The organism is Rhizobiales bacterium NRL2, assembly GCA_001664005.1.
In the GTDB taxonomy this organism is placed as follows: domain Bacteria; phylum Pseudomonadota; class Alphaproteobacteria; order Minwuiales; family Minwuiaceae; genus Minwuia.
Genome location: CP016093.1, coordinates 764,735 through 787,731, shown reverse-complemented (window position 1 = coordinate 787,731; position 22,997 = coordinate 764,735). Strand labels below are relative to the sequence as shown.

The 22,997-nt window shown below is 67.7% G+C and carries 23 protein-coding genes; 9 read left to right on the top strand and 14 right to left on the bottom strand.

All coding sequences use genetic code 11. From position 1 onward, the window contains the following. Positions 1-12 precede the first annotated feature (12 nt). The 7 genes from TEF_03690 to TEF_03660 form a co-directional block, all read right to left on the bottom strand. Positions 13-1,308 carry a hypothetical protein gene (locus tag TEF_03690; protein ANK79990.1) on the bottom strand — a complete coding sequence of 432 codons (1,296 nt, stop codon included), beginning with the start codon at positions 1,306-1,308 and terminating at the stop codon, positions 13-15. A gap of 179 nt (positions 1,309-1,487) precedes the next feature. After that, positions 1,488-2,999 (bottom strand): hypothetical protein, encoded by a 1,512-nt coding sequence (locus TEF_03685; protein ANK79989.1) that lies wholly within the window; start codon positions 2,997-2,999, stop codon positions 1,488-1,490. Continuing rightward, positions 2,996-3,550 (bottom strand): transcriptional regulator, encoded by a 555-nt coding sequence (locus TEF_03680; protein ANK79988.1) that lies wholly within the window; start codon positions 3,548-3,550, stop codon positions 2,996-2,998. Before TEF_03680 ends, TEF_03685 begins: the two co-directional genes overlap by 4 nt. 64 nt (positions 3,551-3,614) lie before the next feature. Further along, the gene (locus TEF_03675) at positions 3,615-4,406 is read right to left on the bottom strand and encodes a hypothetical protein (protein ID ANK79987.1); all 792 of its coding nucleotides are present in this window, start codon (positions 4,404-4,406) and stop codon (positions 3,615-3,617) included. 66 nt (positions 4,407-4,472) lie between these two features. Further along, positions 4,473-4,967, bottom strand: coding sequence for a hypothetical protein (locus TEF_03670; protein ANK79986.1), 495 nt, complete (start codon positions 4,965-4,967; stop codon positions 4,473-4,475). Between the two features lie 113 nt (positions 4,968-5,080). After that, on the bottom strand, positions 5,081-5,506 hold the full coding sequence (locus tag TEF_03665; protein ID ANK79985.1) for a hypothetical protein: 426 nt from the start codon (positions 5,504-5,506) through the stop codon (positions 5,081-5,083). Between the two features lie 94 nt (positions 5,507-5,600). Then, on the bottom strand, positions 5,601-6,161 hold the full coding sequence (locus TEF_03660) for a hypothetical protein (protein ID ANK79984.1): 561 nt from the start codon (positions 6,159-6,161) through the stop codon (positions 5,601-5,603). A 156-nt stretch (positions 6,162-6,317) separates the two neighbouring features. Here TEF_03660 and TEF_03655 point away from each other — a divergent pair, with 156 nt between their 5' ends. After that, positions 6,318-7,235: a 3-hydroxyacyl-CoA dehydrogenase gene (locus tag TEF_03655; protein ANK79983.1), complete on the top strand. Its 918-nt coding sequence runs from the start codon at positions 6,318-6,320 to the stop codon at positions 7,233-7,235. 66 nt (positions 7,236-7,301) lie between these two features. Here the strand turns inward: TEF_03655 and TEF_03650 are convergent, their stop codons facing one another. The 3 genes from TEF_03650 to TEF_03640 all read right to left on the bottom strand — a co-directional run bounded on the left by TEF_03650 (position 7,302) and on the right by TEF_03640 (position 9,227). Further along, positions 7,302-7,628, bottom strand: coding sequence for a hypothetical protein (locus TEF_03650; GenBank protein ANK79982.1), 327 nt, complete (start codon positions 7,626-7,628; stop codon positions 7,302-7,304). A gap of 19 nt (positions 7,629-7,647) precedes the next feature. Next, positions 7,648-7,923, bottom strand: a complete 276-nt coding sequence (locus TEF_03645; GenBank protein ANK83257.1) for a hypothetical protein — start codon at positions 7,921-7,923, stop codon at positions 7,648-7,650. 215 nt (positions 7,924-8,138) lie between these two features. Beyond that, complete coding sequence (locus TEF_03640) at positions 8,139-9,227, bottom strand: carbohydrate kinase (protein ANK79981.1); 1,089 nt, start codon at positions 9,225-9,227, stop codon at positions 8,139-8,141. A 152-nt stretch (positions 9,228-9,379) separates the two neighbouring features. Here TEF_03640 and TEF_03635 point away from each other — a divergent pair, with 152 nt between their 5' ends. After that, positions 9,380-11,830 (top strand): FAD-dependent oxidoreductase, encoded by a 2,451-nt coding sequence (locus TEF_03635; protein ID ANK83256.1) that lies wholly within the window; start codon positions 9,380-9,382, stop codon positions 11,828-11,830. A gap of 103 nt (positions 11,831-11,933) precedes the next feature. Here the strand turns inward: TEF_03635 and TEF_03630 are convergent, their stop codons facing one another. Beyond that, the gene (locus TEF_03630; GenBank protein ANK79980.1) at positions 11,934-12,809 is read right to left on the bottom strand and encodes a 2-hydroxy-3-oxopropionate reductase; all 876 of its coding nucleotides are present in this window, start codon (positions 12,807-12,809) and stop codon (positions 11,934-11,936) included. 157 nt (positions 12,810-12,966) lie between these two features. Here TEF_03630 and TEF_03625 point away from each other — a divergent pair, with 157 nt between their 5' ends. The 4 genes from TEF_03625 (at position 12,967) to TEF_03610 (ending at position 16,338) form a co-directional block, all read left to right on the top strand. Beyond that, complete coding sequence (locus tag TEF_03625; GenBank protein ID ANK79979.1) at positions 12,967-14,112, top strand: patatin; 1,146 nt, start codon at positions 12,967-12,969, stop codon at positions 14,110-14,112. Positions 14,113-14,202: 90 nt separating this feature from the next. Then, positions 14,203-14,625, top strand: coding sequence for a hypothetical protein (locus tag TEF_03620; GenBank protein ID ANK79978.1), 423 nt, complete (start codon positions 14,203-14,205; stop codon positions 14,623-14,625). 41 nt (positions 14,626-14,666) lie between these two features. Beyond that, positions 14,667-15,542, top strand: coding sequence for a glutathione-dependent disulfide-bond oxidoreductase (locus TEF_03615; GenBank protein ANK79977.1), 876 nt, complete (start codon positions 14,667-14,669; stop codon positions 15,540-15,542). A 10-nt stretch (positions 15,543-15,552) separates the two neighbouring features. Next, the gene (locus TEF_03610; protein ID ANK79976.1) at positions 15,553-16,338 is read left to right on the top strand and encodes a 2-keto-4-pentenoate hydratase; all 786 of its coding nucleotides are present in this window, start codon (positions 15,553-15,555) and stop codon (positions 16,336-16,338) included. Between the two features lie 10 nt (positions 16,339-16,348). On the opposite strand, the gene TEF_03605 is transcribed toward TEF_03610, so the two are convergent. The 3 genes from TEF_03605 to TEF_03595 all read right to left on the bottom strand — a co-directional run bounded on the left by TEF_03605 (position 16,349) and on the right by TEF_03595 (position 19,027). Beyond that, on the bottom strand, positions 16,349-16,867 hold the full coding sequence (locus TEF_03605; protein ID ANK79975.1) for a hypothetical protein: 519 nt from the start codon (positions 16,865-16,867) through the stop codon (positions 16,349-16,351). Between the two features lie 109 nt (positions 16,868-16,976). Beyond that, on the bottom strand, positions 16,977-18,455 hold the full coding sequence (locus TEF_03600; protein ANK79974.1) for an inorganic phosphate transporter: 1,479 nt from the start codon (positions 18,453-18,455) through the stop codon (positions 16,977-16,979). A gap of 86 nt (positions 18,456-18,541) precedes the next feature. Continuing rightward, on the bottom strand, positions 18,542-19,027 hold the full coding sequence (locus tag TEF_03595; protein ANK79973.1) for an NUDIX hydrolase: 486 nt from the start codon (positions 19,025-19,027) through the stop codon (positions 18,542-18,544). A 139-nt stretch (positions 19,028-19,166) separates the two neighbouring features. Between TEF_03595 and TEF_03590 the strand changes: the two genes are divergently transcribed. The 3 genes from TEF_03590 to TEF_03580 all read left to right on the top strand — a co-directional run bounded on the left by TEF_03590 (position 19,167) and on the right by TEF_03580 (position 22,629). Further along, the gene (locus TEF_03590; GenBank protein ID ANK79972.1) at positions 19,167-20,267 is read left to right on the top strand and encodes a hypothetical protein; all 1,101 of its coding nucleotides are present in this window, start codon (positions 19,167-19,169) and stop codon (positions 20,265-20,267) included. Positions 20,268-20,302: 35 nt separating this feature from the next. Further along, positions 20,303-21,292, top strand: coding sequence for an aldo/keto reductase (locus tag TEF_03585; GenBank protein ID ANK79971.1), 990 nt, complete (start codon positions 20,303-20,305; stop codon positions 21,290-21,292). Positions 21,293-21,621: 329 nt separating this feature from the next. Further along, positions 21,622-22,629, top strand: a complete 1,008-nt coding sequence (locus tag TEF_03580; protein ANK79970.1) for a hypothetical protein — start codon at positions 21,622-21,624, stop codon at positions 22,627-22,629. The last annotated feature ends 368 nt before the right edge of the window (positions 22,630-22,997 follow it).

The window sequence follows — 22,997 nt, the reverse complement described above, 5'->3', positions numbered from 1 at the left end:
CGTCCTTGCGGTCTAGACGGGACTGAATTCGAACTGGAGGATGCGGTTGCAGGCCTCGTACTTCTCGTCGAGCTCCTTCGCGTCGCGGCCGCCGATGAACAGGTCGGCGATCTCGTAACTGTAGCTCTCCTGTTCGTGCAGTTCGCTGAGCCTCTGACCGGGCTCGACGCCGATATCGACCCGGACGTCCGGCATTTCTCGCTCCAGGCGCTGCAGCATCGCCTCGGTCGGTACGGCCTCGACGCGGGCGTCCTCGTGGCAGCGAAGGAAGAATTTCGCGGCCATGTCGAACTCGCCGGCGCCGCGCCGCCACCGCGGTGTCCGTCCAAGCGCCAGATCGACGGCGATCTGCTGGTTCGGCTGGCCGTCCACCTTCAGGAAAAGGTCCGAATGGGACTGGGACACCCTGGAGTTGATCTCCAGCAGGTGCAGATGGTCGGTCTCCGGATTGTAGAAGAATTCGATATTGAAGGGGCTGTCCTTGTAGCCGATCTGGTGGATCACCTTGCGCGTTATGTCCTCCATGCGCGCGACCACCGCCTGGTCCGCCTGCGTCGGGTACTGGTAGTGGGAGAAGGTGTGTCCGTTCGGCTCCCGGATGGAATCGATCACGCCGTAGATCTCGACCTGGCCGTCATGGGCATAGCCTTCCAGCGTGAACTGGTCCTCGCGGGAGATGATCTCCTCGGCAATGCACAGCGTGGCGCCCTGCTCCGCCAGCTTCTCCGGCAGGGGAATGTGTTCCAGGGCATAGCGGAAGGGCCGGGTCAGTTCCGTGATGTGCTCGCGGATCTCGGCCAGCGCGGCGTCGAAATCCTCGCCGTTGCGAATCTCGAAGCCGAGCATGGAGGAATGCCCCACCACCGGCTTCACCCAGAACGGGTAGTCGAGATCGATCTCCGCCAGCGGATCGTCGGAGAAGGGATGGAAGCCGCAGAAGCCGGGCGTCTTCGTGACCTTCTTCTCCTCCTGGCGGGACCACAGCTTGTGTTCGCATTTCATCACCGCCTCGGGCGTGGCGTAGGGGGTGCCGAGTTCCTCCGCCAGCAGGGGAGTGATCATCGTGGACGGAAAATCCCAGTGGGTGACGACGCCGTCGATCCCGCCGTCCACGGCGCGGGCGCGTTTCAGAGCCGTGTTCAGCCGCTCTTCGAAGGGAAAGCCGGAATCGACGATCGAAATCTCGTCGCGGTCGAGCAGGGTATGGAACTCGATGTCATCGGTGTCGCGGAGATCCTTCAGCAGATACCGGCTGTTGAATTCATCCATGCCGATGACGCCGATGCTGTTGTGGTTCTTGCTGGCCATGTCCTGACGTCCTTCTTCTTTCACGCTACGCAGCCGCGTCAGTTGGATTGCCGCGCCGCCATGCGCCGATTGGCCTGGCGCACATTGCGGGCGGACACGGTCATCATCCGTCCACGTTGGGGCGCGTCGGACCATTTCAAGCTGGCGAAAGCGAGCGGAGAAGTCGCGGCGACGGGGCTCTATTGCCGCCTGAGCTCGTGGGCCGCCCGGTTGAGCGCCGAGATGAGCTGTCCAGAGGTGAATGGCTTCGATATCCAGCCCAGCGGCCGCGTTTCCTCGGTCGCCTTGCGGCTGTTGGTATTGCTGAAGGCGCTGACGAACAGGCTGCGCACGCCGTGGCGGTCATGCAGTTCGCGGGCGGCGACCACGCCGCTGTCGCCGTCGGAGAGCCGGATGTCCATCGTCGCAAGATCCGGGCGGCGTTCGTCGCAGAGCTTCAGCGCCTCGCTGCGATTGGCGGCGACCCCGACGATCTTCATGCCGGCCCGGCGGGCGATATCCTCGATGGCCATGGCGATGAGAAAGTCATCCTCGACGATCAGCAGCCGCAGCGCGGCGCCGTTTCCACCGGCCACGCCGCCGCTCTCATGACCGGCCGACATCGCCGGCGGCCGGTTCGCCCAGGGCATGCCCGGGCCCGTGCTGTCACGATGGACGGCGCTCATGGCGTCCTCCACGGGCACGCGCACCCGCGCCACTGCGCCGCCCTCATTGACCATCTCCAGACGGCCGCCGAGGTCGTTGCAGAGGCCGCGCACCAGCACGAGGCCGAGAGAGTCGGAGTTCTCCACGCCCTCGGGAAAGCCGGGCCCGTCATCACGGACCGTCAGCAGGTGAGTATCGGGCGTACGCTCCAGACGCACGGCGATGGCGCAGCGCCCGTCGACCCGGCCGTGCTGATAGGCGTTGACCACCAGTTCGTTGACGATCAGCGCCAGGGTGTTGGCACGCTCGTGCGGCACCTGCCAACCATGGTGCAGATCGACCCTGATCCGGACATCGCCCTCGAAACTTTCCCTCAGCAGATCGACCAGCGATCCGATGAAGTCGGCGGCGGGCACGAAGGCGAATTGCCCGGTCCTGTACATGAACTCGTGCGCCCGGCCGATCGCCAGCAGGCGCTGCCGCGCGGTCTCCACCAGATCCAGGAACCGCGGATCGTTGGCGCGCATGGCCTGCTGACCCAGTAGGGCGGTCAGCATCTGGATGTTGTTCTTGACCCGGTGCTGCAGTTCCTTCAGCAGGCGCTCGTTGGCCTCCAGGGATTGTTCGAGCCGCAGTTGCAGGCGACGCCGTTCCCGGACCTCGTCATTGAGGTCGTCGATCCGGTCCTTCAGCGCCGCGAAACGGTTGGCGTCGCGGACCCTGAGGCGGAACCCGAATACGGGCGCGCCGGCCTCCACACCGCCGAAGCGGCGGCATTCCGCCTTGTATCGTTCCGACCCTGCGCCGCCGTTCAGGACGATGCCGCAGGGCAGGGCCGACGAGGTGCGGGCGCTGCGCCGGATGATCCGGTCGAAGGCCTCGCTCCCGCCTTCGATCCGATCGGGCAGGACATCGCCGATGCCGAGCCCCGCCAGCACTTCGAGGGCGCGGCTGTTGGCGTCGAGCACCGTACCGCAGCCATCCACGAAGAAGATCGGCTCGGCCGCGAACTCCATCAGCTCCGCGATGGTGGGCCCGGCGTTCACAGGTCGCCGCCGAAATATTCGAGACCGTCGCCGGGCTCGTCCTGCGGCTTCAGGTCGATCACCACCCGGCAGCCGGCGTCGCCCCGGGCGATCGCCTCCTCGATGGTCACATGGGCGTAGCCCGTGTTCTCGGCGGCGATGTAGCCGAAGACGTTCGAGGTCATCATGCACAGCGACGGCCGGCCCTCGACTTGGGCGCCGAAGGGACAGCGGTCGTTGCCCAGCACGATCCGGTCCCCTGTCATCTCGATGATGTGGAAGCCGCCCTGAATGCGTCGCTTCAGGTCGACGAGCACCTCGCCGACCTGTTCCTGCGACAGCCGCTCCACCGCGAGCGCGCGGCTGTAGTCGTCGTTGATCTGTCGCCCGATCGCGGCGCCGACGATGCTGATGTAGCCGGACGCGTCTTCCAGACCCACCACTTCTTCCAGCGTGCCCGCCAGTTCGCGTAGCAGGGAACGCAGGAAGACATCGCGTTCCAGGGGAATGTCGGCCCGTGCGACGCTGGTCGTTCCGGGCTCTTGTACGGTAACGGTCCCGTTCCTACTCATGCGGGTACTGTCGCACGAATTGCGCGTCCCGTCATCCTGACGCCACGCATATGTGATGGCCGCCCTACCCCACCTTCGTCGCGATCGCCCCGTCGACGGGCAGGATGGCCCCGCTGACATAGGACGCCGCGTCGGAAGCGAGGAAGACCGCGACGGCGGCGGATTCCCAGGCTGTCCCCATGCGGCCCATCGGCACCTGCGCGGCCCGCTGGCGGCGAAGCTCCTCGCGCGGGGCGCCGCTGGCGGCGTGATAGCCCTCGATGGCCAGCGGCGTGTCGATCAGCCCGAGCTGGAGCACGTTGCAGCGGATGTTGTACTTCGCGTTCTCGAAGGCGAGCCACCGGGTGAACTCGTTCAGCGCCGCCTTGGACGCCTTGTAGGCGATGATCGGATAAGACGCGACGGCGGCGATGGAGCCGACATGGGTGATGCAGCCTGCCTGCTGCGCCCGCATCGCCGGCAGCACCGCCCGGCTGGCCAGCACCGCGCCGGTCAGGTTGATGTCCAGCACGCGGCGCCATTCCGCCGGATCGATGTTCACCGTGTCGCCCTCGAAGGCGCCGACGGCAGCGTTGTTGTGCAGCACGTCGATGCGTCCGAACCGCTCCATCGCCCGCGCCGCCATGGCCGCGCAGTCTTCGGCGCGGGTGATGTCGGCGGCGATCGTCTCCGCCTCGAAGCCCTCCGCGCGAACCATGTCGCGGGTCTCTTCCAGCGATTCCCTCGTCCGGCTGGCCAGGACCAGCCGCGCGCCCTCCCGCGCGAAGGCCAGCGCCGTGGCGCGCCCGTTGCCGATGCCGTCGCCCGGTGTCTGACCCGCGCCCGCGATGATCGCGACCTTGTCCTTCAGTTGCATTGCTGCCCCTCCCCTCGGCTCGTTCGACGGGGGAAGACTACCCGCCGCGCCAGGCGGGCGGAACGCTCAAGCGCCGGGCAGGTTGCCGTCCAGCAGCCAGGCCCGCGCGGCGGCGATGTCGGTGAACCCCCTGATGCGGCCGTCGGCGATACGGCGCAGCGCCGTGTCGGCGGCGCCGAAGACGTCATAGCCCTGCGGCACGCCGGGCTCCAGCGCGGGCGTGACCACCGCCTCCCGCTGCATGCCCGCCGCCATCACACGCGGGACCACCGTGCGGGCCAGGTATTCCTCCGCCTCGAAGAAACTCTCCGAAAGGTGGCGCAGATCGGCCAGCCAGTAGCTGTAGTCGCCGCCTTCGAAGCGTTCGCAGATGAAATCGAGCACGGTGCGGAAATTGTCCAGCGAGCCGAAGCCGCCCAGCCAGATATCGGTCAGCAGCCGATGATCCGGATTGTGCCCGACAACGGCGAATATCCGCCCGTCTCCGCGCCGGAAGGCGCGCAGCTCCGTCGCCGAAAAGGCTTCGGCGACGTCGGCCCGGATCGTCTTGCGCGCTTGCATCGCCACTCCGCCCCGGACGGGAACGGCGGCGCTTCCGATCGCCCGGGACCGCCGCTCCTCCTGTTCCCGATCATGGAACGGGTGGTTCAATGCGGCAATCCCGGGGCTCCAGCTCAGTCCTTGCCGACCTTGACCGTCCTGCGCGCGGGGCCCTTGCTGCGGCGCGGGATGGAAATCTTCAGCACGCCATCCGTATGGGTCGCTTCGATCCTGTCGAGATCGGCGTCGTCGGGCACGCGAAAACTGCGGGTGAACGAACCATAGACGCGCTCGGAGAAATAATAGGACTTGTCCTTCTCCTCACGGCTGGAATCCTTCTTGCCGGAAACCGTGACGCGGCGGTCGTCGACCTCGACACTGATGTCGGAGTCCTTCACGCCGGGCAGTTCAACGGTAATTTCATACGCCTCATCGGAACCGGTCGCTTCCGAACTCGGCGCGAACAGGTCGGCGACCTGCCGGCCCAGATAGCGCACCGGCGCCATCATCTGCGCCCACATGTCCGGCCCGGCCGGGGTGGTTTCCGATTTCTCGACCATGCTCGTTCTCCGAATTTCATACAGAAATTGACGACATGGGCATCCTCGCCGGAGCGGCGCCGGCGCGCCTTGATTCAGGTCAACCGATATGGTCTCAGGGATCGAGTTCCTCGACCTCCGCGCGGCGGTGCGTCCCGCGCAGGTAATCGGCGAAGTCAGGGCGATGGCTGGCTGTGCGGCGGCGGATTTCGCGGCCGGCGGCGATCAGCCCGCCATTGCGACCCAGCTCCGCATCCGCCAGTTCCAGCATCAGGGAGTTCGGCCAGGCCTGGGGCCGGCGTTTCGAGATGCGGTCGGCAACCTCCATCTCCCGGCCCGGATGCTCCTGCGTCAGCAGGATGAGCGTCGCCGCGCTGGAGCGGGAGACGCCCATCTGACAGTGAACCAGCAGATGCGTCGGATCATCGGCGCGGATGCGGTCGCCGGCCTCCAGCAGGCGGACGATGTCCTTCGGCTCGGGGACCCGGTCATGGCCCTCGACTGCGGCGATGACGTCGTTGAAGCGGAACCGGTGCACGCGGCCCGGCGCGATCCGGTCCAGCGCCGGATTGGCCGGCCAGCCCGGATCGCCGATGGACACGACATGGCTGATGCGGTCGTCGAGCTCGCGGTCGAGTTCCTCGACGCCGCAGATGGTGAAGTCGATCGAGATCATGATCCGGCCCTTCTACACGATTCCGCCCCGCCGGGCAGCCTGCCGCCGGCTTGTGTCGGCATGATGGCGTCGCGTCATCGGCGCTTGGCGAAACGGTCCCCGCCGGGCTTAGATTTCACGGCACGGACAACAGAACCCCGGGAGGGCAGAGGCGAAATGGGCAAGCTGGACGGCAAGGTGGTGATCGTCACGGGCGCGGGCCGCGGCATCGGGCGCGAATGCGCGCTGCTGGCGGCGCGGGAGGGCGCGAAGGTTCTGGTCAACGACCTGGGCGGCTCGATCGAAGGCGGCGACGATGGCGACCGGACGGTGGCGCAGCAGGTCGCCGGAGAGATCGGGGAGGCCGGCGGCGAGGCCGTGGCCAATGGCGGCAGCGTCGCCTCGCTGAAGGACTGCGAGGCCATGGTCGAGCAGGCGAAGGACGAACTGGGCGGCCTGCACGGCATCATCAGCCCCGCCGGCATCCTGCGCGACGTCATGTTTCACAAGATGTCGGAGGAAGACTGGGACCAGGTCATCGAGGTCCACCTGAAGGGCAGTTTCAATATCTGCCGGGCGGCCATCAACCACTTCCGCGATCAGGAGGACGGCTCGATGGTGCTGTTCTCCTCGACGTCCGGGCTGATCGGCAATATCGGCCAGGCGAACTACGCCGCGGCCAAGATGGGCATTGCGGGCCTGAGCCATGTCATCGCCATGGAGAACGCGCGCAAGAATGTGCGCTGCAACGTCATCACGCCCAGCGCCTGGACGCGGATGATCGGCACGATCCCGATCAAGGACGAGGCGACCCGCCATCGGCTGGAGATGATGCAGCGGAAGATGCGGCCCGACCAGATCGCCCAGCCTTCCGTGGCGCTGCTGGCCGACGAGGCGAAGGACGTCAACGGACAGATCTTCTCCGTCCGCGGCAACGAGATCTTCCTGTGGAACCACCCGCGGCCGATCCGCAACATGACCCGGCTGGAGGGCTGGACCCCGACCACGGTGCTGGAGCACGCGATGCCGGTCTTCCGGCCCGTCTTCACCGATCTCGGCACCGCCCGCGACGTCTTCCCCTACGATCCTGTGTGAACGGAGAAGGGCCGCCCCGCGAGGAGGCGGCCCTCGTTTCGGGTGTGCCTGGCGCGTCGGGCCGGCTCAGCAGGCCTTGGCGCGCCGCACGACGTAGAGGCGATCAAGCTCGGTCTGAATCTCGTCCAACCGTCGCTTTTCCGCCTCGTTCTGTTCGATCGCCACCAGCGGCACGAGGAATAAGGCACCAAGATAGCCGGCGGTCTGGTTCTTCCGCCGATTCCCTTCGATCATGCCCGTCATCACCGTGCGTTCGTTCTGCAGTTCGGCGAGCATGGCGTCCGCCGCGTCGCAGGACATGGCCTGTTCGGCAAGCGACAGCCGGGGTGTGTCCACTGCGATGTCCGCAGGCAGGTCCGGCGCGTTGCGCGCGCATGCCGCCGCCAGGAGCATCAGCAGCGCGGCGGCCGGCTTAAGGAACGAACTTGACCGCACGGCCCTGCCCATCAAGCGTGCCCCAACTGAACGGCGTGACGCCCACGGTGCCGTAGCGAACGAGGACCACCGCGTCGGCGCCGAGTTCGGCCGCCGCCGCGCGCAGCTTCTTGTCCACATCGGCCGGCGTCGGGTCGTCGTGGAACAGGGTCGCCTTGTTCACGGTAACCTCCAGGTCCGCGAGCGTCCGGTAGTCGCGGTCCGTGATGTCGCCCTCGGTCACCATGATCGTCGCGGGATTCGTTGGCGCCACGGTCGCGGCCGACGGCGCGCCCGTGGCCGGCTTAACGTCCGTCTTTCCCCACTTGTCCGCGCAGCCCGACGTCGCCACCAGCAAGGCGCAGGCGAATCCAAATTTTACCAACCAGTTCATGAATTTCCCTCCGAATCGACCCCTTAAAGTTGAAACTAGAACGCGCCACAGGAGAGCGTCAAAGCGAATCAGGTTCCGCGTCGCGATCAATGTGTTCAGATCGCCCAGCTCTCCACCTCGATCCGCGCTGCGGCGCGGGCGGCGTCGAGAGCAGCAGCGTCCATGAGGCCTGCCTGGGTGTCGACATGGCCGACCACGGCGGCGGCGTTCAGCGTCGCGCGCACCATCGCCTCCGCCGGCGCCAGCCCGGCAGCGAGACCGGACGCCAGCGTGGCGCAATAGGCGTCGCCGGCGCCGGCGGTGCCCACCACCTCGGCTGGGGCCGGCGGGCAGTGATGGAGACGGCCTTCGGTAGCGAGGAAGGCGCCGTCGCGGCCGTCGGTGACCAGCACCCAGCGCGGGCCGCAATCCGCCAGCGCCTTGAAATAGGCGCGCGCGGTCATGTGGAAGCCGCCACCCTCGAAGCCCCGGGTCAGCAGGTCCGGCAGCGGTTGGTCAGGGTCGTGCTCGATCTTCGCGCCCCCCTCGCCGAACTTCCCCGCCAGCCCTGCGACCAGCGCATCGGCTTCGACCCGGTTGACGGCCAGCAGGTCGATCCGGTCCAGACATTCGCGGAAGGGTCCCTGCCGGGCGGAGAGCTGGCGGATGCCGGGATTGACCGCGACCAGCGCGCCCTTCGCCTTCGCCCGCGCGACAATCTCGGGGAAGCAGTCGGCGCTCTCGTTCGACAGGCTGGTCACATAGCAGAGGTCGACGCCGAAGGCCTCCGGCTTCAGGTCGTCGGGGCGGATCGTCGTGTTCGCGCCGCGGAAGGCGAAGATGCCGGCATTGCGCTCGTGGGAAGCGATGATCAGCGACGCGCCGGTCTTCTGGCCGGCCACGCGCATGGCCCAGCGCGTCGAGACGCCCTCCGCTTCCAGCCCCGTCAGGACCTGGTCGGCGCGCGGATCCTGACCCAGCTTGACCAGCGCGGAGACATCGTGGCCCAGCCGCGCCATGGCGACGGCGGCATTGACCGCGCCGCCGCCGCAATGCGTGGAGATGTCCAGCGCCTCGGTCTTCCGCCCCTCCTCCATGAGCAAATAGGAGGTGTCGGCGTTGCGCATGGTGATGCGCTCGATGTGGTCGCTGTCGACGATGGCGATGGCGTCGACCATGGCGCCGCCGACGGTCAGTATCTTCATGGGGGTCCCGCCCTTGCTGCCTGGCCCGCGATCCGGCGCGGAGGTTAGTGCCTCGCTCCGCCGGAAGACAGCCCCGTGCGTGGCCGTACTGGCGGCCGCCCGGCCCACGTGGCACGCTCGGGCGAAACGGGGAACGCGTGCGGGAGGGCATCATGACGGAACTGCCGGAGAAGGCGCGGGCGGTGATCATCGGCGGCGGCGTCTCGGGCTGTTCGCTGGCGTATCACCTGGCGCAGCTCGGCTGGCGCGACGTGGTGCTGCTGGAACGCAAGCAGCTCACCTCCGGCACCACCTGGCACGCGGCGGGGCTGGTGGGGCAGCTTCGCGGCTCCCAGAACATGACCCGCCTGGCGAAATACTCCGTCGATCTCTACGCGCGGCTGGAGGAAGAGACCGGCGTCGCCACGGGACTGCGGCAGAACGGCTCCATCTCGGTCGCGCTGACCGACGAACGGCGCGAGGAACTCCTGCGCCAGGCCTCGCTGGCCCGCGCCTTCGGCGTCGAGGTGGACGAGATCGGCGTCGGCGACCTGAAGGCGATGTATCCGCATCTCAACACCGACGGCGTTGTGGCTGCCGTCCACCTGCCGAAGGACGGTCAGTGCGATCCGGCGAACATCGCCATGGCGCTGGCCCGCGGCGCCAGGGCCGGCGGCGTCCGCATCGCCGAGGGCGTCAAGGTGAGCGCCGTCCACCAGCGTGACGGCCGCGTGACCGGCGTCTCCTGGCGATCGGAGGACGGCGCGGAAGGCCGGATCGAAAGCGACATCGTGGTCAACTGCGCCGGCATGTGGGCGCGGGAACTGGGCCGCATGTCCGGCGTCTCGATCCCGCTGCACGCCTGCGAGCACTTCTACCTGGTGACGGAGCCGGTCGAGGGGCTGGGCCGGCTGCCGGTGCTGCGCGTGCCCGACGAATGCGCCTATTACAAGGAAGACGCCGGCAAGATGATGCTCGGCGCCTTCGAACCGAGGGCCAAGCCCTGGGGCATGGACGGCATTCCGGAGGACTTCTGCTTCGACCAGCTGCCGGAGGACTTCGCCCATTTCGAGCCGATTCTGGAAAAGGCGGTGCACCGCATGCCGCTGATGGCGGAGGCCGGCATCCACACTTTCTTCAACGGGCCGGAGAGTTTCACGCCCGACGACCGCTACTATCTGGGCGAAGCGCCGGAACTCCGCGGCTACTGGGTCGCCGCCGGCTACAACTCCATCGGTATCGTCTCCTCGGGCGGCGCGGGCTTCGCGCTGGCGCAGTGGCTGGAAGACGGGGAGCCGCCCTTCGACCTCTGGGAAGTCGACATCCGCCGCGCCGAGCCATTCATGTCCAACCGCGCCTATCTCAGGGAGCGGGTCTCGGAGACGCTGGGCCTGCTCTACGCCGACCACTTCCCCTACCGCCAGCCGGAGACAGCCCGCGGCGTGCGCCGTTCGCCCGTCCACGAGCATCTGAAGGCGCGCGGCGCGGTCTTCGGCGAAACGGCGGGCTGGGAACGCGCCAACTGGTTCGCGTCCGAAGGCCAGGAACGCGAATACCGCTACACCTGGAAGCGCCAGAACTGGTTCGACAACAGCCGCGCCGAACACATGGCCGTCCGGACCGGTGTCGGGCTGTTCGACATGTCGTCCTTCGGCAAGATCCGGGTGGAGGGGCGGGACGCCGCCGCCTTCCTCGACCGGCTCTGCGGCAACCGGATCGATGTCGAGCCCGGGCGCATAGTCTACACCCAGATGCTGAACGCCCGCGGCGGGATCGAGAGCGACCTGACCGTGACGCGCCTATCCGAAACCGCGTTCCTGCTGGTGGTGCCGGCGGCGACCCTCCGCCGCGACCTCGCCCGGCTCCGGCGGCATCTGGACCGCGACCGCCACGTCACCATCACGGACGTGACGGCCGGCGAGGCGGTGTTCCCGCTGATGGGACCGAAGGCGCGCGAGGTGCTGGCCGGCTGTTCTCCCGACGACTTCTCCAACGACGTCCACCCCTTCGGCCTGATGCGGGAGATCGAGATCGGCTACGGCCTCGCCCGCGCCCACCGGGTCACCTATGTCGGCGAGCTGGGCTGGGAGATCTACGTCTCCGCCGACATGGCCGCCCATGTCTTCGAGGCGCTGGAGGAGGCCGGCCGGCCGCACGGGTTGAAGCTCTGCGGCCTGCATGCGCTGGATTCATGCCGTATCGAGAAGGCCTTCCGGCATTTCGGCCACGACATCACCGACGAGGACCATGTGCTCGAGGCCGGGCTCGGCTTCGCGGTGAAGCCCGACAAGGGCGATTTCATCGGCCGTGACGCCGTGCTGCGGAAACGGGAAGCCGGGCTGGAACGCCGGCTGGTCCAGTTCCGCCTGACCGATCCGGAGCCGCTGCTCTTTCACGGCGAACCGATCGTCCGCGACGGCGCGATCGTCGGCTATCTCACCAGCGGCAATTACGGCCATGCGCTGGGCGGCGCGGTGGGCCTGGGCTATGTCCCCTGCCCCGGCGAGAGCGCGAAGGACGTGCTTGCGTCCGGCTACGAGATCGAGATCGCCGGCGAACGCTTCCCCGCCGAGGCCTCGCTGCGGCCCATCTACGACCCGAAGGCGGACCGGGTGAGGATGTGAGCCGCTTCACTCGACGGCGCCCTTGGACTTGATCCGAGGGCCAAGCGAAAAGAACGACTGGGTCCTGGGGTCAAGCCCCAGGACGCCGTATCAGTGCTGTGGCCTACTTTCCCACGGTCTCCACCAGGGCCGGGAAGTAATTGCCGCCGAAGCCCGCTTTCTCCGCGCGTTCCAGCATTTCCCGGGCGGCGTTGGCGCCCAGCGGCTCGATACCGGCGTCCGCGGCCATCTCCAGCGCGTAGGAGAGGTCCTTCATGGCGTAGGTGACGGGGAAGGCCTTCTCCGGAAAGACGCCGGGCAGGATCGCCTTCATGCCGTGATTGCGCAGCGCGAAGCTGTCGGCGGAGCCCTTCTGCAGGGTCTCGAAGACCACCTGCGGATCGATGCCGTTGCCCTCGGCGATGCGCCGGGCCTCGGAGAGCGCGACCACGGTCTGGAACAGCACCATGTTGTTCAGGATCTTCACCGCCTGGCCGGCGCCCACGCCGCCGCAATGGACGATTTCCTCGCCGCAGCAGTCGAGGATCGGCTTCACCCGGTCGAACACGGCATCCGACGCACCGACCATGATGGCGAGCGTGCCGTCGATCGCCGCCTGCCGCGTGCGGGCCACCGGGGCATCGGCGAAGAGCGCGCCCCGTTCGGCGCAGAGCGCCTCCAGCCTGCGCGCCAGCGCCACCGGCGCCGTCGAGGCGTCGATGAGGCACTGGCCCTCGCCAAGCTTCGCCACCAGGCCGTCATCGCCCAGACAGAGATCCTCCACCTGCCGCCCGCCAGGCAGGGAGAGCAGGATGTCGGCGCAGCTTCCGGCGATCTCGGCCACCGACGCGGCGATGGTCACGCCCCTCGCCTTCAGCCGTTCCAGCGGTTCGGAACTGAGATCGAAGGCCATGACCGGCCGGCCCGACTTCGCCTGGATGTTGGCGCACATGGGCTCGCCCATCACGCCGACCCCGATGAATCCGATCGCTTCCGCCATTGCGCCAGTCTCCCTTCCTTCCGCACCCTGGCTTCACAGCTACGCCGACAGCGCCGCGGCGGCAAGACCGCCCGGCGTCAACGCCGGATTCGCAAGACCCGCAGCCTGTGAGAGACTGTCGGCGAATCGCCCTGGATGGAGAGGATCACGGCGAGCCATGTCGACCGCGGAGCCCGACAGGATCTGCACGGGCCTGGTGCTGCCGGGCGGCGGCGCGCGCGGGGCCTATCAGGCCGGCGCCCTGCAGGCCATCGCCGAGCTGGCGCCGGCGGGACGCAACCCGTTTCCCGTGATCGCGGGCTCTTCGGTCGGCGCGATCAACGCCGCGGCGCTGGCCTGCCGGGCGCAGGATTTCCGGGCGGGAGCGGAAGATCTGGCGGAGATGTGGGGCCGGCTGGAGGTGGCCGACGTCTACCGCACCGACTTCGGCGATATCATGCGCCGCGGCCTGCACTGGGCGGTGGCGCTGTTCTTCGGCGGCCTCGGTTTCGCCAATCCGCGCTCGCTGCTGAACAACGAACCCCTGGAGGATTTCCTGGCGCGGGAGATCCGCATGAGTGACATCCGCCCGGCCATCGACGCCGGCGCTCTCCGGGCGCTGGCGATATCGGTCTCCAGCTATTCCCGGACGCGGGCGATCACCTTCTTCCAGTCGTGCGAAGGGCCGGAGAACTGGGAACGCGCGCGCCGCGACGGCTTCCGGGCGGAACTGGACGTGGCCCATCTCGTGGCATCCTCGGCCCTGCCGTTCATCTTTCCGGCCAAGCGGATCGGCGACGAATTCTATCTCGACGGGTCGCTCAGGCTGACGGCGCCGCTCAGCCCGGCGATCCGGCTCGGCGCCAACCGGATCCTGGTCATCGGCACCCGCCACGAGGCCCCCGACAGCCCCGCCGAGCGTCCGGACTATCCGAGCCTGGGCCAACTCGGCGGTTATCTGCTGGACGTGCTGTTCATGGACAATCTGAACGCGGACATCGAACGGCTGGAACGGGTGAATGCGACGCTCTCGCTGCTACCGGAGGAACGAAGGCCGGAAACGCGGCTGGAGTACGTCGCCGTGCAGGCCATCCGCCCCTCCCGCGACATCCGCCGGATGGCGGCCGCGCATTTCGGCAAGCTGCCCTTCAACATCCGGATGCTGCTCCGCGGTCTCGGCATGGGCGCTGCCGACGGCCAGCTGCCGAGCTATCTGATGTTCGTGCCCGCCTTCACGCGCGAACTGATCGAGCTGGGCTACGGGGACGCGATGGCGCAGCGCGAGGAGTTGGCACGGTTCCTCGGCTTCGACGAGGGAGGCTGAACCCCGCGGCAAGACGGCGGGGCGCTATGGCCACCGCACGTAGCGCGCGCTAGCATTCCGCGCTCGAGTAGACGCAAAGGGGAGGCGATCATGGCCAACAGCGCCGAGTACGAACGGCTGAAGCAGCTCACGCTCGATTTCACCGCCTGCTTCAACAAGGACGACCTGGAGGGCGTGATGAGTTATTTCGCGCCCGACGCCGTCTACGACCAGTTCGACGGCGCGCCGGCGAAGGGGATGGATGAAATCCGCGCCGCCTTCGAGCCCCAGTTCACCGGCGCGTTCGGGAAGATGCGCTTCGCGGAGGAAGACATCTTCGTCGATCCGGAAACGCGCAAGACCATGGTGAGCTGGCTCTGCAGCATGGACACCAACCGCGGGCGCGCCGGCTGGCGGGGCCTCGATATCCTGCATTTCGACGCGGAAGGCCGGATCGCGGCGAAACTGACCTACGCCAAGGCCGACAAGCTGAAACTCGCCGCCGTCGGTGGACAGGCGAAAGCGGCGTCCTAGATCAACCCGCAGCAAGAACAACGCCGATCAGGGAGCACGCCATGAGCGATCAGGAATACACGCCGCCGACCGTCTGGAAGCAGGACGAGGAGAGCGGCGGGCGCTTCGCCAACATCAACCGTCCCGTCGCCGGCCCCACCCACGACAAGGAACTGCCGGTCGGCGACCATCCGATCCAGCTCTACTCGCTGGGCACGCCCAATGGCGTGAAGGTCACGGTGATGCTGGAGGAACTGCTGGCCGCCGGGCACACGGGCGCGGAGTACGACGCCTGGCTGATCCGCATCCAGGAGGGCGATCAGTTCGGCTCCGGCTTCGTCGACATCAACCCGAACTCCAAGATCCCGGCCATGGTCGACCGTTCGGGCCCGGAGCCGGTCCGGATCTTCGAATCCGGTGCGATGCTGCTCTATCTGGCGGACAAGTTCGGCGCCTTCCTGCCGAAGGATCACGCAGGACGCACCGAGGCGCTCAACTGGCTGTTCTGGCAGATGGGCAGCGCGCCCTATCTGGGCGGCGGCTTCGGGCACTTCTATGCCTATGCGCCGATCAAGATCAAATACGCCATCGACCGCTACACCATGGAGGTGAAGCGCCAGCTCGACGTGCTCGACCGCCGGCTGGCCGAGACGCGCTATCTGGGCGGCGACGACTACACCATCGCCGACATGGCCGTCTGGCCCTGGTACGGCGCGCTGGTGAAGGGCGTCATCTATGGCGAATCCGCCACATTCATCGAGGCGCATACCTACAAGAACGTGCACCGCTGGGCCGACGAGATCGCGCAGCGGCCGGCCGTGAAGCGGGGCCGGATGGTCAACCGCACCTTCGGCGACCCTTCCAGCCAGCTTCACGAGCGCCACGACGCAAGCGACTTCGAGACGAAGACGCAGGACAAGCTGGACGCCGCCGACTGAGGCCCGGCGCATGCGCTGGGCGCGTTATCTCGTTGACGGCCGCGAGACCTTCGGGCTGGTTGAAGGCGACCGTCTCGCCGATGTGGCGGGCGATCCCTTCGACGGCTTCGAGCGGACGCGGGCGACCCGGCCGCTGGCGGAAACGAAACTGCTGGCGCCGGTCATGCCGCGGACGTTCTACGCCGCCGGCCTGAACTACGCGGAACATGTTCGCGAAGTCGCCGAGTCTGTCGGTATGGCGCCCGACATCCCGAAGGCGGCGGATATCGGCTATCGCGCGATCAACGCGATTTCCGGACCCGGCGACCCCATCGTCATCCCGGCGGACGCCAGCGATCAGATCCAGTACGAGGCGGAACTGGTCGCAGTCATCGGCCGGGAGGCGAAGTACCTGACTCATGACAATTGCTTCGAATGCGTTCTGGGATTCACCATCGGCAACGACGTCTCCGAGCGGTCGTGGCAGAAGGAGGACTTCACCCTCTGGCGCGCCAAGAACACCGACAGCTTCGCGCCCATGGGCCCGTGGATCGAGACCGATTTCGACCAGCAGGCGGCGCGCACCAAAGTGCGGCTGAACGGCCGGGAGATCATCGATTTCCCGACAGCGAACATGGTGCATTCCGTGGCCGATTTTCTGGTCCGCATGACCCGCTATGTCACGCTCTATCCCCGCGACGTCATCTGGATGGGAACCGAGGGCAAGAGTGAGAACATGGCCCACGGCGATACCTGCGAGATCGAGATCACCGGCATCGGCCAGCTGCGCAATCCCGTCATCCGCGCCTCCGGCTGAGACGAGACGACTATTTTACAGCGATGCAGGTGCACGGCGCGCGATTCAGCACCTTGTGGGAAACGCTGCCGAGATAGAGGGCGCGCATGTCGCTCAGACCGCGTGAACCCATGATGACGCAATCGACGTCCCTGTCCTCGATGCAGCGCAGTATCTGCCGCGCCGCCTCGCCGTCGGTCAGGACCGTCTCGACATCCTTCAGACCTTTTTCTCGCGCGTCTTCCTTCGCCCCGTCCAGCAGACTCTGGCCGATCTCCGCGTACATGCGCGGCGTGCCCTCGGGGGGTTCCTCGAAGCCGTAGTTGAGCCGGCCTTCGACGGCCCGCAACCGCTTCACCTCGGGCTCGATCTTGCTGCCCAGCCCTTCGGCCCGGGCGAACCGCTCCAGTTCCTCCGCATCCGCATTCAGCAGCATGTTGTGCTGGATAACCAGTTTCGCGCCGTGGGTCCCGGCGAGGTCTATCGCCAGCTTCAGCGCCTTGCGGCTGTGATCAGACCCGTCGATCGGGCAAAGAATCGTCTTGAACATCGCAGATACCCCCCGCTTGCCGGTATTCCGGGCGACCCGCCGAACACGGAGCCCGCCCCTTCACGGGAGACATCGTGAAGCATTGGCCGCAGCGGGCCCTTGATCCGTATCAAGAAAAGGCGCCGTCCAGAGCGAGGAAGACCAGGCCGGAGATCAGCGCCGTGGCTGGCACGGTGACGACCCACGCGGCGATCACGGTCATGAAGTGGCTGCGCCGCACCAGCTTGCGCCGGCGGCGTTCCTCCGGTGCAACCTGCTTGGCGGCAACATATCGGTTGCCCTTGCGCGCACGCCGTTCGTTGTCCCATTCGCGGAAGAAGCCGACCCCGAAGACGCCGCCCACCGCGATGTGGGTCGAACTGACGGGCAGGCCGAGCCAGGAAGCGATGATCACCGTGATCGCGGCCGAGAGAGCCACGCAATAGGCGCGCATCGGGTTCAGCTTGGTGATCTGGCTGCCCACCATGCGGATCAGCTTCGGGCCGAACAGCACCAGTCCGAAGGAGATTCCGAGCGCGCCGATCACCATGACCCAGAGGGGGATCGTGACCTTGCCGGCGAAGCCGCCGGCTTCCTGGGCGTGGACGATCGCGGCCAGCGGCCCCACGGCGTTGGCGACGTCGTTGGCCCCGTGGGCGAAGGACAGCAGCCCCGCCGAGATCACCAGCGGCAGGCCGAACAGCTCCTTCAGCGAGCGGTTGCGGTTCTCCATGCCTTCCGACTGACGGCGGATCAGCGGCGCGGTGACGACATAGGCGACCGCGCCCGAGCCGGCGCCGATCAGCAGCGCAGTCAGCAGGTCGATGGCGATCACCCGCTTGAACCCCTTGATGGCGAGATAGGCGGCGAAGGTGCCGGCCATGATGCCCACCAGCACCGGCACCCAGCGCCGCGCCGCGGCGATCTTGTCGTCCTGATAGATGATGAAGGTCTTGATGAAGGCGAGGAAGGCGGCGGCGATGACACCGCCCAGCACCGGGGAGATCACCCAGCTCGCCGCGATCGCGGCCATGCTGGGCCAGTTGACGGCCGTCGCGCCGGCGGCGGCGACGCCCGCGCCCATCACCCCGCCGACCACGGAATGGGTGGTCGAGACCGGAGCGCCGATCCAGGTGGCGAGATTGATCCACAGCGCCGCCGCGATCAGCGCCGCCATCATGGCCCAGGTAAAGGTGCTTCCGTCGGCGACGCCGGCCGGATCGATGATGCCCTTGGAGATGGTCGAGACCACGTCGCCGCCGGCCAGCAGCGCGCCCGCGCTTTCGCAGATCGCCGCAATGACGATGGCCCCGCCCATGGTCAGCGCCCTTGCGCCGACCGCGGGGCCCATGTTGTTGGCGACATCGTTGGCGCCGATGTTCAGCGCCATGTAGGCCCCGAAGGCGGCGGCGGCGACGACGAAGACCGCGCCCTGGGCCTGACCGAAGGTCACCGCCGCGGCCAGCGTCGCCAGGGCGACGAAGGCGAAGGCGACGCCGACGCCGACGAGCGGCCGGGCGACATATCGCGTGGCGTACTCGACCCGGCTGATACGGTTCAGGTCCTTGTCGAGCGTCTTCCACTGCTTCGGCTCGCTGTCCGTGCTCAAGGCCCCGCCATTTCGCCGGCCGGCTGACGCCGGACTGTCACAAAACTGTCATGAATGGCTCTGCCTAGCCGCAGCAGGGCCGCGGTTCAAGCGTTCGCGTGCGCCCGCGTCGCAAATTCCGCCAGCAGCGCCGCCAGCTCGGGTTCCTCCACCCGGGATGCCGCCTCGGCCGGGGCAAGCCATTCCCGCCGCCGGCGCTCCGCCTCGGGGTAGTCGTCGGCCAGTTCCGCCACCTCGACAGCGAAGACGCGGACCTCGCAGCCGACGGGCGCGCCGCCGCGCAGCTTCTTGTCGTAGTAGTAGCTCCCGACCGCCGCCTCGGTCACGCCGGACGGGATGACGCCAGCTTCCTCCCAGGCCTCATGCGCCGCCGCCTGGGGAAAGTCCAGCCCGTCGATGGGCCAGCCCTTGGGCAGGATCCAGCGCTGCGTGTGCAGCGAGGTCACCAGCAGGACTTCCCGCCCGCCGTCGGACGCGCCGCGGTGACACAGCGCCGCGATCTGCAGCCGGTCCGGCCGCCGCAGCAGCGGCTGCAGATAGTCGGCCCAGGCCCTGTGCAGCAGGCGTGACATCTCAGGCGAATCCCTTGCGAATCATCAATCTACTATATCCGATCGCGAATCGCCGGGTGCAAGGGGCCGTGCGCGCCGGTTCCCACGCGCCGCGAACGGCTCTAGGCTGTCGCCTCTCGGTTCCTGGGGAGGGGACACAATGATCCATGATTTCACCGAATGCGGGCCGGACCGCGTGATCAGCGGCATCGGCGCGCTGGCCGAACTGCCCGCCGTGCTGGCCGACATGGGCGTCGAACGGGCGCTGGTGCTGACCGGCCGGACGCTGGCGGAGAAGACGGACCTCGTCGGCCGGGTCGAGAAGACGCTGGGCGCCCGCCATGCCGGCACCTTCAGCGGCTGCGCCCAGCACGTGCCGGAAAGCACCGTGACCGCGGCGGTGGCCGCGGCGCGCGAGGGCCGCGCCGACGGCATCGTCGTCTTCGGCGGCGGCAGCCCCATCGACACCGCCAAGATGGTCGTGCTGAAGCTGAAGGAGGCCGGCGAGGCCCCGCCCCGCCAGATCGTCATCCCGACAACGCTCTCGGCCGGCGAGTTCACCTTCGCCGCCGGCATGACCGACGAGCAGACGCGCATCAAGCACGTCCATGTCGACCCGGCGATGCAGCCGGAGATCATCCTCTACGACCCGGAGCTCTGCCGCCCGACACCGCCGGAGCTGTGGCTGACCACCGGCATCAAGGCCCTGGATCACGCCGTCGAGGGCCTGTGGTGGCCCGACTGCCATCCGTTGCTGGAGACGCTGCGCCTGGGCGCCATCGCCGACCTCACGGCCCATCTGGCGCGCTCGCGCGATCCGGAGGCGCTGGAGGACCGGCTGGCCTGCCAGCACGCGGCATGGAAATCCATCTGGGGTCTGCTGGGGGCGAAGAAGGTCGGCTTCCGCCTCAGCCACCCGCTGGGCCATCAGATCGGCGCGCGCTGGGACGTGCCCCACGGGGTGACATCGTGCATCGCCCTGCCGGCGGCGGCCCGCTTCCTGAAGGACCGCACCGGTCCGGCCCAGCAGAAGATCGCGGCGGCCATGGGCATGCCCGGGGCCGACGGCGCCGCGCCGGCGATCGAGGCCTTCTTCGACCGCCTCGAGATCCCGCGCCGGCTCTCCGACACGGCGGCGAAGCGCGACGAGATCCCACTGGTGGCAAAGGCTGTGGCCGACGAGCTCGCCCATCTCGGCGCGCCGGATGCGGACATCGCCACGCCCGAGGCGCTCGCGGCGCTGCTGGACCAACTCTGGTAGACCGGAAAAGAAGAAACGAGAGGGGAAACGAGGGAATGCAGCAGCGGAAACTGGGCGCGGACGGCCCGAAGGTGAGCGCGGTGGGCTATGGCGCCATGTCCTTCGCCGACTTCTACGGGCCGGCGACCGAGGAAGGCTCCATGGCCATCCTCGACGCCTGCGTGGAGATGGGCGTCACCCATGTCGACACCGCGAACGTCTACGGCAACGGCCGCTCGGAGACCTGGCTGGGCAAGTGGCTGAAGGCCCGCGGCGGCGCGCCGCCGTTCGCCATCGCCACCAAGGTCGGCATCCAGCGCGACCCGGAGCGGCGCTTCAACAACGACCCGGACCACATGCGCGAGCAGCTCGACGAGAGCCTGAAGCGTCTCGGTGTCGAGGCCATCGACCTCTACTACGTCCACCGCCGCGACACCGCGCACGAGATCGAGGACGTCACCGAAACCCTCGCGTCTTTCGTGAAGGCCGGCAAGGTCAAGGCCATCGGCTACTCGGAGATCGCGCCCTCGTCGCTCCGCCGCGCCGCCGCCGTCCACCCCATCGCCGCGGTGCAGTCGGAATACTCGCTCGCCACCCGCGCGCCGGAGCTGGGCCTGGTGCAGGCCTGCGAGGAGCTGGGGGCGGCGCTGGTCGCCTTCTCGCCCGTCGGGCGCGGCCTGCTGACCGACCGCCCGCACAGCCTGGAAGCCTGCCGGACCATGGGCTTCATGAAGAACAACCCGCGCTTCGTGGAGCCCAACCACTCCGCCAATCTGGCGTACAACGCGAAGTTCCGCGCGCTGGCAGCGGAGATGGGCGTGGCCGCGGCGAGCCTCGCCATCGCCTGGCTGCTGCGGCGCGGCGGACACGTCCTGCCGATCCCCGGCACGCGCTCGGTCAAGCACCTGAAGGAATGCGTCGCCGGCGCGGAGATGGACCTCTCCGACGACGACATGGCCCGGATCGAGAGCGTCCTCCCCGTCGGCTGGTGCCATGGCGACCGCTACAACGCCGCCCAGTGGGAAGCGCCGGAGCGGTACTGCTAGGCGTTACCGGTCGGCGCGCATTACCGCTCGGCGCGCGGGGGATGGTGGGGCCGGCCCGCGCGCCTTCTGAGTCATGGAAACCCGTCCCGCTCCACTGCTCAATTCGGCGTCCCGGGGCTTGACGAGCCTGCCCCGGACCCCGTTCCGGGGGGACCCAGTCCATCGATTCGCTGGGCCCCTGGATCAAGTCCAGGGGCGCCGGCTATTTCACCGCGCCCCACGCCAGAGTCTTTCCGCCCGCGCAGGCCCGCCCCGCGCCGGGACCGGTTGCCGTCCCTGCCCCCGCGGGCCATGATCGCGCCGCATCGCAACTGGGGAGGAGCGAAGCCATGCGCGCCGTGCGTATCCACGAGTTCACCGAGTTCGAGAATCTGGTCCTGGAGCATGACGCGCCCCGGCCGGACCTGAAGCCGCGCCAGGTGCGCATCCAGGTCAAGGCCGCGCCGCTGTCGATCGCGCTGCGGCTGATGGCGACGGGCGACTACCAGCGCCGCCCGGCCATGCCCTACGTGCCCGGCGGCGAGGTGGCCGGCGTGGTCACCGAGGTCGCGGAAGGCGTCGAGCGGCTGAAGGTCGGCGACCGCGTCGCCGGCATCATCGACTGGGGCGCGCTGGCCGAGGAGGCCGCGGGCTACGACGCCAATCTCTACCCCATCCCCGACGACCTGGATTTCGCCCAGGCGGCGAGCCTCTCGCCCTCCTACGCGACGTCGATGGCGGCGCTGACCTGGCGGCATCAGCTCGACGTCGCCGAAGGCGAATGGCTGCTGGTCCACGGCGCGGCCGGCGGCGTCGGCCTGGCGGCGGTCGAGATCGGCAAGGCGCTGGGGACAAGGGTCATCGCCACCGCGGGCACTGCGGAGAAATGCCGCTTCGTCGCCGAACACGGCGCCGACCACGTCATCAACTACGCCGAGGACGATTTCCGCCAGAAGGTCATGGAGATCACGGATGGCCGCGGCGTCGACGCGGTCTACGAGCCCGTCGGCGGCGAGGTCTTCCGCCAGTCGCTCCGCTGCATGGCGCCCGGCGCGCGCATCTGCCCCATCGGCTTCGCCGGCGGCGACATCCCGCTGATCCCCGCCAACCACCTGCTGGTCAAGAACATCTCCGTCTGCGGGCTGTTCCTGGGATACTATTGCGGCTGGGGGCGGGAGGACGTGCGCTACGAACACGCCGACCGGCTGGCCGCCGACGTCGAGCGGATGCTGCAGTGGTGGCGCGAGGGCCGGCTCAGCCTGCACACCTCCCACGTCCTGCCGCTGGAGGATTTCCAGGAGGCCATGAAGATCGTCACCTCACGCCAGGCGATGGGTCGGGTCGTGGTGGTGCCGTGAGGGGGAGCTCCGAGAAGCAGAAAGGTTTGCAACACGGATCTTCACTGGCACTTGAGTTACTATCCTCGGTACTGGTAAATAGTTCTTATGATTCGGGATGATGAGTATCTTGAGAGAATTGTAGCCGGCATTAATGCGCTGACGACGTCCAGCGCAGATGTACGTTGGAATGAGACGATCAACGGCAGACAGTTTGATGTTGTAGCGAGATTCAGCCTAGGTCTTCACAAATATTTGGTTCTCTATGAGGTTAAAAATCGGAAGAAGAAGGCAACAGCCGAAGATTTAGATGCGTTTGTCACAAAATGTATCGATAACGGGGCGAACAAGTCCGCGTTTATAACTACTGCCGGCTTCCAATCAGGCGC

What these genes read in the sequence shown, in the direction of transcription:
- TEF_03660 (ANK79984.1), bottom strand. Translation starts at nt 6,161, where the DNA reads ATGATCTCGATCGACTTCACCATCTGCGGCGTCGAGGAACTCGACCGC.
- TEF_03655 (ANK79983.1), top strand. Translation starts at nt 6,318, where the DNA reads ATGGGCAAGCTGGACGGCAAGGTGGTGATCGTCACGGGCGCGGGCCGC.
- TEF_03585 (ANK79971.1), top strand. Translation starts at nt 20,303, where the DNA reads ATGCAGCAGCGGAAACTGGGCGCGGACGGCCCGAAGGTGAGCGCGGTG.
- TEF_03640 (ANK79981.1), bottom strand. Translation starts at nt 9,227, where the DNA reads ATGAAGATACTGACCGTCGGCGGCGCCATGGTCGACGCCATCGCCATC.
- TEF_03690 (ANK79990.1), bottom strand. Translation starts at nt 1,308, where the DNA reads ATGGCCAGCAAGAACCACAACAGCATCGGCGTCATCGGCATGGATGAA.
- TEF_03670 (ANK79986.1), bottom strand. Translation starts at nt 4,967, where the DNA reads ATGCAAGCGCGCAAGACGATCCGGGCCGACGTCGCCGAAGCCTTTTCG.
- TEF_03630 (ANK79980.1), bottom strand. Translation starts at nt 12,809, where the DNA reads ATGGCGGAAGCGATCGGATTCATCGGGGTCGGCGTGATGGGCGAGCCC.
- TEF_03665 (ANK79985.1), bottom strand. Translation starts at nt 5,506, where the DNA reads ATGGTCGAGAAATCGGAAACCACCCCGGCCGGGCCGGACATGTGGGCG.
- TEF_03675 (ANK79987.1), bottom strand. Translation starts at nt 4,406, where the DNA reads ATGCAACTGAAGGACAAGGTCGCGATCATCGCGGGCGCGGGTCAGACA.
- TEF_03595 (ANK79973.1), bottom strand. Translation starts at nt 19,027, where the DNA reads ATGTCACGCCTGCTGCACAGGGCCTGGGCCGACTATCTGCAGCCGCTG.
- TEF_03615 (ANK79977.1), top strand. Translation starts at nt 14,667, where the DNA reads ATGAGCGATCAGGAATACACGCCGCCGACCGTCTGGAAGCAGGACGAG.
- TEF_03610 (ANK79976.1), top strand. Translation starts at nt 15,553, where the DNA reads ATGCGCTGGGCGCGTTATCTCGTTGACGGCCGCGAGACCTTCGGGCTG.
- TEF_03590 (ANK79972.1), top strand. Translation starts at nt 19,167, where the DNA reads ATGATCCATGATTTCACCGAATGCGGGCCGGACCGCGTGATCAGCGGC.
- TEF_03625 (ANK79979.1), top strand. Translation starts at nt 12,967, where the DNA reads ATGTCGACCGCGGAGCCCGACAGGATCTGCACGGGCCTGGTGCTGCCG.
- TEF_03635 (ANK83256.1), top strand. Translation starts at nt 9,380, where the DNA reads ATGACGGAACTGCCGGAGAAGGCGCGGGCGGTGATCATCGGCGGCGGC.
- TEF_03650 (ANK79982.1), bottom strand. Translation starts at nt 7,628, where the DNA reads ATGCTCCTGGCGGCGGCATGCGCGCGCAACGCGCCGGACCTGCCTGCG.
- TEF_03680 (ANK79988.1), bottom strand. Translation starts at nt 3,550, where the DNA reads ATGAGTAGGAACGGGACCGTTACCGTACAAGAGCCCGGAACGACCAGC.
- TEF_03580 (ANK79970.1), top strand. Translation starts at nt 21,622, where the DNA reads ATGCGCGCCGTGCGTATCCACGAGTTCACCGAGTTCGAGAATCTGGTC.
- TEF_03605 (ANK79975.1), bottom strand. Translation starts at nt 16,867, where the DNA reads ATGTTCAAGACGATTCTTTGCCCGATCGACGGGTCTGATCACAGCCGC.
- TEF_03620 (ANK79978.1), top strand. Translation starts at nt 14,203, where the DNA reads ATGGCCAACAGCGCCGAGTACGAACGGCTGAAGCAGCTCACGCTCGAT.